The following is a 14,135-nucleotide window of genomic DNA, read 5'->3' as shown; positions in this document are numbered from 1 at the left end:
CCCAGGGCTCCGCTTCGCCCGGGATGACTTGTGATGACTTGTGTTGTGAGCGTAGCGATCGGGTACTTCCGGGGTACGACCTCGTGCATTTCACGAAGGTCCCCCCTCGAACAGCAACGCATGAGATTGTGTCGTCCTGCGTCCTCGCAATGACCGAGGTGGGGAGATCTCACGGAGTTATCATCGCGCGGAAGGAGCATAAGCGGCCGGCGAAGCCGCAGGCCACCCGCTGAATAGCATTCAACGGAACCATCTACTACTCGGTTGGCAGCGCCTTTCATGCAGGTAGCCCCCTACATGTTGCGGCGATAGCGTCCGCCGACCTCAAAGAAGGCATGCGTGATCTCGCCGAGGGAGCAGACCTTCACCGCCTCCATCAACTCAGCGAATGTGTTACCCCCCGAGCGAGCGGCTTCTTTCAGGCTGGACAGCGCCTCGTCGGCCCGGTCGGCGTTGCGCTCTTGGAAGCCATTCAGGCTGCGTAGCTGATGCTCCTTCTCTTCTGTTGATGAACGCATCAGCTCAACCTCGTCGTTATCGATGGCCCCCGCGTCGTCTTCATCCTTCAAGAACGTGTTCACCCCGATGATGGGCTGCTCGCCGGAGTGCTTCTTCTCTTCGTAGAGCATCGACTCCTGCTGGATCTTGCCGCGCTGGTACATCGACTCCATCGCGCCCAAGACGCCGCCGCGGTCGTTGATGCGCTGAAACTCGTGCAGCACCGCTTCTTCGACCAGATCGGTCAGCTCTTCGATGAAGTGGCTGCCCTGAATCGGGTTCTCGTTCTTGGCGGTGCCCAGCTCTTTGTTGATAATCATCTGAATGGCAATCGCCCGGCGCACGCTCTCTTCGGTCGGCGTTGTAATTGCCTCGTCGTAGGCGTTGGTGTGCAGCGAGTTGCAATTGTCGTAAATCGCCATCAGCGCCTGCAACGTAGTGCGGATGTCGTTGAACTGGATCTCCTGCGCGTGCAGGCTGCGCCCGGAGGTCTGGATGTGATACTTCAACTTCTGACTCCGCTCGTTCGCATCATACAGCTCCCGGAGGGCCACGCTCCAGATGCGCCGCGCCACACGCCCAATGACGCTGTACTCCGGATCCATCCCGTTCGAGAAGAAGAACGACAGGTTATGGGCAAACTCGTCGATGTCCATGCCCCGGCTCAGGTAGTACTCCACGTACGTGAAGCCGTTGGCCAGCGTGAAGGCGAGCTGCGTAATCGGGTTGGCCCCGGCCTCCGCAATGTGGTAGCCCGAAATCGACACCGAGTAGAAGTTGCGGACCTTCTCATCGATAAAGTACTGCTGGATGTCGCCCATCAGCCGCAGGGCAAAGTCGGTCGAGAAGATGCAGGTGTTCTGCGCCTGATCTTCCTTCAGGATGTCGGCCTGCACCGTGCCGCGCACCACGTTCAGCGTATCGGCTTTAATGGATGCGTACGTCTCCGCGTCCAGCGCCCCCCATTCTACGAGATCGGAGCCCGTGCATCCCAGGAGGCCCAGTCCGCTCCCATCGTGGGTTTCGGGCAGATCGTCTTCGCGTCCGTCGGGCCCGTACGGCACGTACTCCGGACGTTTATCGCCCAGCTTTTCGTCGATGAGCGCATCGATCTCGTCCCAGCGCCCTTCCTCGCGCAGATGCTTTTCGACCTGCTGATCAATCGCCGTGTTCAAGAACATGGCCATGAGCATCGGCGCGGGGCCGTTGATCGTCATGGAGACCGAGGTCTTACGGTCGGCCAGGCCGAAGCCCGAATAGAGCTTCTTCATGTCGTCGAGCGTGCAGATAGAGACACCCGCGTTGCCGACTTTGCCGTAGATGTCGGGCCGCTTGGCCGGGTCGAAGCCGTAGAGGGTGACGCTGTCGAACGCCGTAGAGAGGCGGTTTGCCGGGGCATCCGACGATACCAGATGGAAGCGCCGGTTCGTGCGCTCCGGACTGCCTTCACCGGCGAACATGCGCGTGGGGTCTTCGCCTTCCCGTTTGAACGGGTACACGCCTGCGGTGAACGGAAAGTAGCCCGGCAGATTTTCGAGGAGGGCAAAGCGGAGCTGCTCGCCCGGCGCATCGGTTTTGGGGAGGGCGACGCGGGGAATCTTCGTACCTGAGAGACTTTCGCGGTAGAGCGGCACTGTGATGTCGCGCCCGCGCACCGTGTACGTAAACTCCTCTTGCTGATACGCTTCTTTCAGGTCATCCCACTGGTCGAGGATGTCCTTGCAGTGCGCGTCGAGCTTGGCCCACCAGTGATCGACCATCGCATCCAGTCGACCGGCGAGTTGCTCCTGATCCTCGGGGGCCCAGTCGTCGACCTGAGCGCGTGCGCCTTTCGCTTCGCCCCACTTACGGGCGTAGGTGACCTGCTGCTCGGCCCAGCTACGGTAGTCTTCGCACGTCTCGGCGATCTCGCCCAGATAGCGCTGACGGTTCGGAGGAATGATGGCGACATCGGCAGGCTCCGGCTCAGGGGTATCCTCCCAGCTGTAGAGTGCAGAGCGGCGGTCGAAATCGAACGCTTCGTTGAGGCGATCGACCAGCGCAAGATAGAGTCGCGTGACGCCCGGATCTCCAAAGTGGGAGGCCATGGTCGGGTAGACCGGCATCTCATCAGGCGATTCATCGAAGCGCATGCGGTTGCGCTGCACCTGCTTGCGCACGTCGCGAAGGGCATCGCGGCTGCCCCGCTTTTCGTACTTGTTGAGCGCTACCATATCCGCCAGATCGAGCATCCCGATCTTTTCGAGCTGCGTGGGCGCACCAAAATCGTGGGTCATTACGTAGAGCGAGAGGTCCGTGAGGTCGACGATCTCCGTATCGCTCTGGCCGATACCGGCGGTTTCGAGGATGATGAGATCGTATCCTGCCGCTCGGCAGACATCCATCGCATCCTGCAGCGCTTTGCTCGTGGAGCGGTTGGCTTGCCGCGTGGCAAAGGAGCGCATGTAGACCCGGTCGGCGGCACTTTCCCCGTAAATGGCGTTCATACGAATGCGATCCCCCAGCAGCGCGCCGCCGGTGCGTCGGCGGGTCGGGTCGACCGAAAGTACGGCAATCGACACGTCGTCGAAGTCGTTCAGGAAGCGACGGATCAGCTCATCGGTGAGCGTGGACTTTCCGGCGCCGCCGGTGCCGGTGATGCCGAGCACGGGAGCCTCTGTCGTTCGGTCTGCAACGGATTCGTCGAGCGCCGCTGCGGGACCGGCATGGCCATCGCCCCGCGACGGAGTTCCTTCTGCCTCGCCGCCTGCAGCTACTTTAGCGGGCGCTGGGGCATACTCGGGATGCGACTCGCGCATCTCCACGCTGGAGAGCATCCGCGCGATGCGTTGTGCGTCGCGGACCGGCGCATCGGCAACGTCAATATCGGCCTCCAGAATGGGGTAATCGCACGCCTCCACCATCTGATTGATCATGCCCTGCAGCCCGAGGCGCATGCCGTCTTCGGGCGAGAAGATTTTGGCAATGCCATAGGCCTCCAGCTCCGCAATCTCTTCTTCGACGATGACCCCCCCGCCTCCGCCGTAGATCTTGATGTGTCCGGCCCCGCGTTCTTCGAGCAGGTCGTGCATGTACTTGAAGTACTCCATATGTCCGCCCTGGTAGCTGGAGACAGCAATGCCCTGCGCATCCTCTTGAATGGCGGTATCCACAATCTCCTGCACCGAGCGGTTGTGTCCGAGGTGGATCACCTCTACGCCGGTGGCCTGCAGGATGCGACGCATGATGTTGATGGCTGCATCGTGGCCATCGAACAGACTGGTAGCCGTGACAAAGCGAACGGGATGTTCAGGCGAATAGCGCTCGTCGGACATGGGGAAAACGGGCCGTGTGGGGGATCACGTGAAAGATGGAAGCGCTTCTAAAAACGTGAACCCGTCCGTTTTGTTTGTTGGGTTTTTGGTGGAGGCTGCATGCGAGCGCGGATGTTACTTCTGCTCATGTTTCTGAGGGCGCCTCTTTCCGGTTTGCCTGCTCCCACTGTGGCTACTATTATATTCGAAAGCGCGGTCAATCCAGGCCAGTTGCTCTCGAAGGTCTCTATGCCCGAGGCGATGCAACGTCTCTTCTGCAGCATCCACTCCTGATGCTTTAAAGAAGGCGTCGATGGATGTGTTTGAGGCCACCGACAAGGATTGGCTATCGACAGGCACCGTAAAAAACGGAAGATCTGCGCGGCGTAGTGCCTGCTGTTCTGCCTTAATGAGGGGCCAGATCCATTTCTTCTGACTGCGCGTAGCAAGCGCCCGGCTCAGCACGTCCAGTTCAATATCACGGTCAACGCCGCTGAGCAGGGCTGTAGGCTCCAGGCTCCGCATCAATACATTGGTGTATACCTCCGTTGACCGTGGCAGGTAGCGGGTGTGCTGCGACTGAAATCCGGACCAGCATGGATCGTTGGGAAGCGATGGCATAGCTTCCATCAGCACCCGATACATTTCGACAAACCCCTCTCGCAGATCATCCTGATAGGAATTGGGGTCGGCCTGTTCTGTTTTCGTACGTGGGGCGTTTTTCTGTTGATGCGAAGTCATCGTGCCACTGGTGAGAGCCATCGCGTCGGTATTTGGAGCGTCCCATACCGGCACATCGTCAAGCTCAACAGGCTGAACTCCGCCGGAGAATCCACTGATATCAGCGGCGTGCCCTGCTTTTTCCCACGGAAGAACGTCCGTCCAAACAACGGAGCGCGTACTGCCGGGAGTCTTTTTTCTGCTTTCCCCTTCCACATTGCGCGGCTCGGGATAGAACAACGTCTCGGCATCGACCAGCACCGGATGTTCATCCTCAGCAACCAGGTTTTCCATATGGCAGTCAATGCCATTCAGGCTGTAGATAACGGCCATGAGCATGCCCATACGGCGATAGTACCGCGCAAGCCCCGCTTCGTCCTCGCAAGGGTGGTCTTCAACGAACGACATCCAGCCGTACGCCCCCCGATCGATCACTGCGGGCGTGCGCATGTCGAGCAGCGAGTCATGCTCGGTAAGCCGCTGCAATAGGGCGTACAGGTGAGCCTCCATGCCCAGGCTACGCGGCTTGTACACAACCCGTCGCCTCGTAGCCCCGGTCAACAACAGCACGGTACGTCCACGATTATGGCGATCTCCCGTGAGTGGGCGAACTGCGACCAGCCGTCCGAATGGTCCTACGGCTGACTCAATATCGTCGTGGTCCTGTGCAAACCGCGCCAGGAACTCAGCAGAGCGTTCTACCCAATCGATCATGGCCGTACCCATCAGACGCGCCAGCGCGCTGTACTCCTGAAACATAGGACGCCAGTCTCCAGCACACAGGCATTGAACAAACGCCTGATAGAGCGCATCACTCTCACGCCCCTGCTTGCCCGACCGTTCATAGGGCGACTGGCGCTGCATGCGGAAGAGCCCAAACTCATGCACAAGGACCTGAGCGGCGAGGGTACAAAGCCATGTGAGGAGCTCACGCTCCAGATCGGCGCGTGCGGATGGCGCGACCCCTGTTGTTTCGTCAGGCTGATCAGCCTGCAGCATAGCGCCGGCATGTCGCACAAATGGAGCCAACGCTTCCTGGAACGGTAGGCGAGCCCGCTCGGCGATGAATCGGTCGGCATCGCTGCCGGGTTCAGCGCACTCTTCTATGGACGCAGCCAGCCATGAAGCCCAGGGCGGAAGCGACGTCTGCACATCCTTCTGGACAGGGGTTACGGCATTCCTCGCCTCTTCCAAGGTGAACGCGTCCAAGTGCAGTCGTTCACGAAACAGCTCTGGATCGTTCGGGGCTACGACCTCCTGCCACCGTTCGATTCGCTCTTGGGCCAGCTTCTTTGCCCCGTCTGTAGCGATGGGTTGTAACTCCGTACGTTCGGTAATCGATCGGGCCTGTGCAACAATTTGTGCCCACTGCGCGCGCCGCTGCAAATCCTTTATTTGTGTTGAGTACATGAATGTAATGCAATATATATCATTTCTATTGTGTGTCGCCGCAATCCTGATGCCTGCTTATTGATACATGACATGGTGCCCGTCCATCAAGCACATAGATCGACTATTAGCGGCAACCGTCCATGCCGTAGGTCAAGCATCGGCAGTCGATAAAACGTTGCGAGGCAGGTTCCACATCATGAAACCTGCCTCGCGCGCTAAGAGTCTGTTTGGGCGCCGCATAGGAACACCTTACAGAGTGTTTTCGCCTTATCGCAGTGGATCTATATCGCGGCTTCGCGGCTCGTATCCTAACTCCACGAACCATGCTGGCTGCGTTGAGGCGACGCTGTCACAAGGCGTGTCAAACCGGATTCCTGCTGCTAAGAATACGGCCTCGTCGGCGCTCATCTCTTTCTCGCTGTAATCATTAGGGTTGCGCGGCAGGACAAAGAACAATGTGTTCTCTTCCTCTTCAAGCACGCGGATATTAACCTCACGCGGAATCTCGGTGCCGATCTCTCGGCTAATTACTTCACGCGGATTCGACATCAGTTGGCGCTTATATCGACGATCACGCCAGGCCTTCGCAATAATGCGTGCCTCAAAATCGGAGCGACGCGGCTTACTCTGGACCGATGAGGCCTCACTTTGGTCTCCCCCCGGCCCCGACGATGCAAAGGCAGTGGTTGCACCTCCAAGTGTTGCCGCCCCCACGACAGATGCTGAGCGCCGCAAGAAGCGCCGGCGTGAGGAGGTTATTTCTGCGCGTTCGGCGTCTGAATCGCTTTGTTTTCCACTTGATGATGTAGACATAGGTACGCTATCTGATTCTGTAAGAAGAAATTAAAGACCGACCTTCAGAGCCTGTCAAAACAAGGATGACGATATCATGAAGGTGACTCTATCTAACAGAGCGATAATCTAATCGATAACCGGACAGGGCGTGCTTTGGATGTGAACACGTGTCTTTACTTTCTTACGGATGAGACCTTACTGGATGCCGGGGTGGAACCTCACATTCCCGGCTTCACGACCAAGGCGGTGCCGTCGCCTCGCGCTTGGCGGCCCCACTCTCTATCCAAGCCCCAATCAGTCGCTCAGGCGGTCCAGGATTAAGAATACGGAGAGAACCGATGCGGCGGTACCGGCCACCTGGTTGATTTCGCGCCATGACAGTCGGCGTCGTGTCCGTGTATCAACGACAAGCACGTCGCGCTCGCGCAGTTCGGGCAACTCAACGTTACGGGAGAAAACATCTTCGATGCGAGCTTCAAACTCAGGCTCGCCGCTCCGATTTCCATCTCGGAATACGCGGAGCGTCCGAATCTGACGACGGTCGGGATTTTGCTCACCGAGCCGCACGCGTGAGGTCGCCGTGAGCACCTCAAGCATAGAGGCTCCTTCTTCTACTGTCCACACGCCGGTCTGCGCATCTCCCCAGACATAGATCGTAATGCGTGGCACACCTGGCCGACCGTAATCCTGGACGCCTGGATTGTCAGATATATTTTGGGCGTTAACAGAGGGGGGAAGAAAAACCAGACTACTTAGTGCAGCCAAGCAGATGAACGCCAATAGTTTGCGAGAGCAAGAAGCGGTAAGAGTATTCATAGTTGAAGGGTATAAGTATGGGGGGTGTAGCGGTGTTTAACTGAGGAACGACTTCGCCTCTCCCGTGCGCTGCATCACCGCATCGGTTCAGCGCACGGGCTACGTTAGACAGGAAAGGGTTCAGAGCCTGTTTGGGTTTTGGTTTGCAGCCCATTGAAGCCGCTCGCAGCCCAAATTAAGAAATCAAAACAGGCTCTCAGTGAGAAGCACCCAATCAGGTTTCTGTGGGGGCGTAGCTATAGACGTCATCATAGCCATATCCGTAGGCGTATGAGCCGTTGGACGTTGATGCGTCGAAGCGGTTAAAGATAACACCAGCAAGCGGCACATTGACTGCTTTGAAGGTCTCCTCTACAGAGCGCAGGGCGCGCAGGTCCGTCTTATTGGCTGAGGCCACAACCATAACCGCGTCACACAGCGCGCTCACAACGAGCGCATCCGTAGCTCCAAGTACTGGCGGGGTATCGATGATCACGACATCGCACCGCGAACGCCCCAGATCAACCAGCTGCCGCATCCGATCGGAGTCGAGCAGTTCGGTTGGTGGCACCTTTGCCTTGCCAGCCGACACGTAGTACAGGTTTTCGATGAAGGTCCGCCGTACAACGTCACGCTCGGTATCGTTGACGAGCATATCAGCGAGCCCCGGTTTGCGATCGAGTCCCAACAAGCGGTGTGTACTGGGGCGTCGCAAGTCCGCATCGATGAGTAGCACTTTGCGTCCGCTCAGCGCAATTGTGATGGCCAGGTTCACAGAGGTCGTGCTCTTTCCGTCGCCCGGTTCTGGGCTGGTGATCATGAGCACCTCTGGCTGTGCTTCGCCATTATTTTGCGCGAACTGCAGATTGGTGCGAATGAGCCGATAGTTCTCTGTAACAGGAGACCACGGGTTGAGAAGCGGCATGAGCGACGTGCTCAGGGACTGTCCGTCTACATCTACAGACTCTGCTCCAGCGAACGACGACTTAATTTCGCGTTTCATGTCGGGGATCACCCCCACCAGGCTAAACCCGTTTTCACGGATGTCTTCTGGATCATAAATCTCCCAGTTCATCGCCTGTCGGACGAATGCTCCTCCGATTCCAAAGGCCAAGCCCAGCAGCAGACCAAGAATGAGATTCTGCTCTAAGTTAGGGCTCACGGGAAGGGCAGGGATCGTCGCGCTACGGATCACCTGCACGTATCCGAGCTCCGACTCTTCTGTCACGATTGTACGCTGCAATTCCATCGCGATGTCGGCGTAGAAGCGTTCGGCCTGATCAAGACGGCGTGCCAATTGCTCGCGCTGCACCGTCTGGGTTGGAATGCGCTCAATGCGTCCCTCATAGCCTGCAATGCGGCTATTGAGCCGTTCAATGCGTCCTTCGAGTTGGCGCACGGTGGCTTCTTGCTCTTCAATTCGGGTACGCAGCGTGGCAAGGCGCCCGATGGCTGCCCCATCTCCGACTTGCAGGTTCGGGTCTGAAGCCATTTCGACCAACTGATTTGTGAGATCTTCCTTACGGCGCTCCAGCCCTTCAATTTGCGTCTTAATCTGATTAAGCTCACGAACGGTTGACTCGCGTCCGCGCAGGTCTGGATTATTGATGTAGTAGGGCTCGGCCTGTGCTTCGAGATCAGCGATCTGGCCATCAAGGGCGGCGATACGATTCTGGAGCGACTGCACCGACTGCTCGCCTTCTACGGTTGACTGAAGCCCTTCTTCTGCTTCAGCAAGGCGGCTTCTGAGCGTTTCAAGTGCACGGCGCTCTTCCTGAACCTGGAACTCCAGCTGGTCGCGCTGTCCCATCATCTCGACATAGTCAGCAGCCACCCGATTGCCGTCTTGTCCTTCAATAGCAACGGAGTTAGAGCGCGCAAATTGCTGCCACTCTCCTTCTACGTCCTGGATGTCGTCTTGGCGTCGGTCTAATTGGTCTTCCAGAAAGGAACGCGCTGCGCCAATTCCGGCCCGAGCAGCTTCTTGACTGTATGAACGGTAGGCCTCGGCGTACACGTTTGCAATTGCTGCGGCTTCGTCCGGGTACTGGCTCTTGGCCCGAACCTGGATGAGGCTCTGTTCGGGCACGGCTGTAAAGACAACCATTGAAGCAAGGCGTACCATTGCTTCGTGATTGGTTGCCGGACCTTCTTCCGTGTCTTCAAAGAGTAAGAACGGACTCTCAGACGAGGCTGCAACCGTGCGAAGCGAGTCTACAACACGGATAGCCAGCGAGCCCGAATGCTCCAGGATACCAATCTCATTGGCCAATTCAGGCTGCGTGTTTAACCGAACGGTAGGAGCCTGGTTGGGCTTTTCAACCTGAACGATCGAAGACGCTTCGTACTCGGGAGCCACGGTAAATGTGTATGCAGCAAAAGCCGCAACCATCGCAAGGCAGGTACCAACAATGATCCACTTGCCTCGCTTAATCGTATTCCATACGGCATTCAGATCAACTGATGCGGTTTCTTCTGTGGCCGCATGGCTTGCCATGCCAACCTGTTCTACTTTCTTTCTCGGACGATCGAGAGCGTTTTGGTTCTTGTCTTTCATGGTTGGGGGGTAGAAGGCTGAGGTGATCGGGTTATCGTGCGTTCGTATCGCTTTTTAGTGGGCACCTTTGCCTAATAGGACGACGGGAAGGGTGCGAGCAAGGAGATACAGATCAAGCCAAGGGGACCAGTTATGCACGTAGTGGACATCCAGGTCAACACGCCCGCTAAAGCTGACATTGTTGCGTCCTGATACTTGCCATAGCCCGGTGATGCCGGGAGGCGTTTGCAGCACAACGCGGCCCAACCCACGCATCTCGAAAAGTTCTTTGGGCATGTAGGCACGGGGGCCAACGAGGCTCATATCGCCCCGGATCACGTTTAGCAGTTGCGGAAGTTCATCAAGGCTGTACCGGCGCAGCCATTTTCCTACGTCAGTTACGCGCGGATCATGCTGCAGCTTGTGGTAGCACTCGTATTCTGTGCGGGCCTGGGGGTCGCGTTCGAGAAGCTCCTCAAGACGCATATCAGCATCGGCATACATGGTGCGAAACTTGATAAGCGTAAAGGTCTCGCCTTTATACCCCATGCGGGTTTGCCGGTAGAACACGGGCCCGGCTGATGTCCACTTGATGGCGGCGGCAATCACCACAAACACAGGTATTAGCATAAAAAGCAGTATCGCAGCCCCAGCTATATCGAGAGCACGCTTAATGGTGCGCGCTCCAGGTTGATGTTGAAAGTGGCGTACCCCGAATCCATGCAGCCCTTTGCATGTCGGCGTAGTGGCCCACACTGCTGCTCTGCCTTGCGTAGCAGGCACACAGAATACATGCTCGAAGAACTGACTGTAGTGAGCTAATCGGCGGGTCTGTTGCTCAGACTCCATTCCGTTTTCGACAAGCACCGCGTACGGAACAGCGTACTTGTTTGCCCAGCGTAGCGCTTCAGATGAGGCGCCCGGGCTGCCATTGAACGACCCAGCAGCCGTGCACACCGATACGGGGCGCAGCCCTATCTCCGGCCAGCGGCGCAGCGTGTCAACGACCTGACGCGTTTCTTCAGATTCTCCGACTACAACTGCTGGTATGCCCCACCAGGGCAGGTGAGCCCCCATGATTCGCGTGATAATGCGTGCGAACGGTAGAGCCGCCATGGCGACTACTGCACCTGCTGCAGTTATGATAGTAGCTGCTACCTGACCGGTAGCAAGGTAGACCAGCAGTGGGCTGGCGATTGCCACGCCTGCGAGTACCGTTGCGAGCGAACGCAACTCCTCTACGGGGTGCATGACCGCCATGCGATAGAATCCAGTCGCTGTATAGAGCGCCAGGATGCTTCCGACAATGAGGGGAGCAGCTACCAACACGTTCGGGGCAAAACTCGGAGACACCCACAGGCTCATTACGTGCACTATGTAAAGAACCAATGCAACCGCAAGCGTGTCGCCCGCAACCAGCCACGCCGTTGTGCGCCAGCGTGCGGGTTTGACATAGGTGGAGCGGGCTGTTTTCGTATCGGAGGCTTCGTTAACCCGAACCGATATGTCTTGAACAGCCGGCTGAAAGAGCAGCGATTTCTGTAATGATTTTGTGTCCATACGTGTAGGTCGTGATTGACTCAGTAGTTAAGTACCCGGAAGCGCGTCGGCTTCCCAAGGCATGTCTACCTGAAACGCGTGATATGATTTTTCAACCAGTTGTTTGAACTCGTCACGGAAGCGTGTAGGCCCAAATCGCTCGGCATGGGCCCGGATACCATCAGGGTCAAAACGATGTGCTTCTGTTTCAAAGGTTGCCACAGCTTCAGCAATGTCTTTGGCCGTCTGGTGGGAGAAGAAGAGTCCTGTTTTGCCGTGAATGACGGATTCGCGAACGCCTCCTTTGCCATATGCAATAACGGGTGTACCGCATGCCTGCGCCTCAACCGGTGCAATACCAAAGTCTTCTTCTGCAGCGTACACGAATGCGCGTGCATGTTGCATGTAGTACTGCACAGCTTCGTCAGGCTGGCGCCCCAACAGCGTTACATTCGGACCCGCTTTCCGCTTCAGATCCTCTAATTCGGGACCATCCCCGATGACAATCAGCTCTTTGTCAGGCATGGCGGAAAAGGCGTCGACGATAAGGTCGACTCGTTTGTAGGGCACCAGTCGTGCCATGGTTAGGTAGTAGTCTTCCTTCTTGCGCTGCAACGAGAACGCGTCGACATCGACAGGCGGATAGACTACTTTTGCACGGCGGCGGTACGTCTTCCAAATGCGACGCGCTACGTATCGTGAGTTCGCGACATACACGTCAACACGAGGTGAAGAAGCCGCATCGTAGAGACGCATGTAGTGCATAATGACACGGGCCATGGCTCCACGCACCCCGGTGCTCATGTTGGACTGTTCGAGATAGTCATGGTACAGGTCCCATGCATACCGCATCGGACTGTGCACATAGCTGACGTGAAGCTGATCAGAGCGCGTGAGGATTCCTTTTGCGACTGCGTAGCTTGAAGATACGACAACCTCATGCTCGCGGAGGTCGAACTGCTCAATTGCAAAGGGTGCAATGGGCAGGTAGTACCGGTACCATCGCTTCGAGAACGGAAGCGACTGAATGAGGGAGGTCTGTACTGGCTTATCCTGGAGGAAACCACGCTGATCTTCAGGAACGTAGTCGATGAGGCTATAGAGCGACGACTGCGGGAACGTGTGTATCATCTGCTCGAGCACGCGCTCAGCCCCTGCATATACGGGAAGCCAGTCGTGCACCAGCGCTATATCTGAGACGGCACGCACCGCTTCGGATTCGCTTGACACCGGCACGATCTCGGGGGCTCTACTCGCTCCGTCGCCATGTTCGTCCACTACATTAGTGCACGCTGCTGCCCGGTCGAGGCGCTCTGACCAACTAAGAGGGCTGTTTGACGTATCCATCGCGAACGTATGTCTTGTATGTAAACGGTACAGGCCGGTAGATACCAGCCAGGCTTAAGTCATCTTGTTGTTTAAGTCATCTTGCACGATAAGAGTACGACATAGCCCATCGCCTGACTGTATCATCGTAGCGCACCCTCTATCTAATGTGTGGCACAGCCGACATGCGCTTTATGCACTGCCTTTCCCGAGAACGATGCGCCGAAGAGCCTCGAAATACTCTCGAAAGGAGCCCCTCGTATGCTCCAAACATCCCCCCCAGCATCGCTCTGGATGGCCCGTTCCTCACTTTAAAGTCTGAGGACTAAGAGAGTGACGCTACACGGACTTGCTTGACGTTTGCGACGACGAGGCACCTTCACTCTCCCGCCCGTACGTCCACTGTACAGCATACTGGAGCAACTCAGACACTGTGTCGAAGCCAAGCTTTTCCTTGGCACGGCGTCGATATGTCTCAATCGTCTTTCGACTCAGGTCGAGCTGTTCGGCAATATCACGTACAGTATGGCCTTCACCGAGCAGCTGAAATACGGTGAGTTCTCGATCGGTAAGCTTTTCGGTAGTTGCTCCCACCTCGTAATCTTGCTGGCGGATCACTTTTCCTAAGATACGTGATGACATCCGCCGGCTCAGGTAGACATTGCCACCGTGTACGCTTTCAATCGCCTTAATCACGTCGGCTGTTGGCTTGCTCTTCATAACGTACGCTGATGCTCCGGCACGAAGCGCACGCTCAGCATATACTGACTCATCGTACATGGAGTAGACCACGATGCGAATGTCGGGCATCTCAGACCGTATGCGCTCAATCAGGTCGAGCCCATGCATATCTTTGAGTGATATGTCAACGATTGCCACGTCGGGGGGACGTCTTTGTAGCTGTTCAAGCGCCTGTTTGCCAGAATGGGCTTCCCCACTAACGCGCATATTTACACGCTGCGATATAGCAGCACTGATTGCTTCTCGAATGGCCGGATGGTCATCCACAATGAATACGTGGGTACGGCTGTGTCCTTCGGAGGCCGGTAGCGGCATGTCATGTTCAAGATTCATAAGAAGACAGGGGGATCTCCAAAACAGAAAAAAGGAGCATCCGCCGTTGATCTTCCTGGCCCGCACTCGACTCTGATCAAGGCGGGAGATCGACCGGATGCATATTACAAAACGGATACAGACTGAATATACAGCCCTGTCGAATGGACGTATGGCTTGTTGCGCGT

Annotated in this window: 8 protein-coding genes; all 8 read right to left on the bottom strand. The window is 56.9% G+C overall.

Annotated elements, in window-relative coordinates; translation table 11 throughout:
• Positions 1-293: 293 nt before the first annotated feature.
• The 8 genes from ACZ48V_RS08145 to ACZ48V_RS08110 all read right to left on the bottom strand — a co-directional run bounded on the left by ACZ48V_RS08145 (position 294) and on the right by ACZ48V_RS08110 (position 13,968).
• Positions 294-3,812, bottom strand: a complete 3,519-nt coding sequence (locus ACZ48V_RS08145; protein WP_464538254.1) for a methylmalonyl-CoA mutase family protein — start codon at positions 3,810-3,812, stop codon at positions 294-296.
• A gap of 114 nt (positions 3,813-3,926) precedes the next feature.
• Entirely contained in the window at positions 3,927-5,921 is a 1,995-nt protein-coding gene (lanM, locus tag ACZ48V_RS08140) for a type 2 lanthipeptide synthetase LanM (RefSeq protein ID WP_464538253.1), read from the bottom strand.
• Positions 5,922-6,170: 249 nt separating this feature from the next.
• Complete coding sequence (locus ACZ48V_RS08135) at positions 6,171-6,716, bottom strand: NHLP leader peptide family RiPP precursor (RefSeq protein WP_464538252.1); 546 nt, start codon at positions 6,714-6,716, stop codon at positions 6,171-6,173.
• A 276-nt stretch (positions 6,717-6,992) separates the two neighbouring features.
• The gene (locus tag ACZ48V_RS08130) at positions 6,993-7,367 is read right to left on the bottom strand and encodes a hypothetical protein (RefSeq protein WP_464538251.1); all 375 of its coding nucleotides are present in this window, start codon (positions 7,365-7,367) and stop codon (positions 6,993-6,995) included.
• A 361-nt stretch (positions 7,368-7,728) separates the two neighbouring features.
• Entirely contained in the window at positions 7,729-10,050 is a 2,322-nt protein-coding gene (locus tag ACZ48V_RS08125; RefSeq protein ID WP_464538250.1) for a polysaccharide biosynthesis tyrosine autokinase, read from the bottom strand.
• Positions 10,051-10,104: 54 nt separating this feature from the next.
• Positions 10,105-11,589, bottom strand: coding sequence for an undecaprenyl-phosphate galactose phosphotransferase WbaP (wbaP, locus tag ACZ48V_RS08120; RefSeq protein ID WP_464538249.1), 1,485 nt, complete (start codon positions 11,587-11,589; stop codon positions 10,105-10,107).
• 27 nt (positions 11,590-11,616) lie between these two features.
• Complete coding sequence (locus ACZ48V_RS08115) at positions 11,617-12,915, bottom strand: glycosyltransferase (RefSeq protein WP_464538248.1); 1,299 nt, start codon at positions 12,913-12,915, stop codon at positions 11,617-11,619.
• A 318-nt stretch (positions 12,916-13,233) separates the two neighbouring features.
• Positions 13,234-13,968 (bottom strand): response regulator transcription factor, encoded by a 735-nt coding sequence (locus ACZ48V_RS08110; RefSeq protein ID WP_464538247.1) that lies wholly within the window; start codon positions 13,966-13,968, stop codon positions 13,234-13,236.
• Positions 13,969-14,135 lie beyond the last annotated feature (167 nt).

Source organism: Longimonas haloalkaliphila (assembly GCF_055379825.1).
The sequence above is the reverse complement of the archived record's forward strand: the minus strand, read 5'-3'. Positions and strand labels throughout refer to the sequence as shown.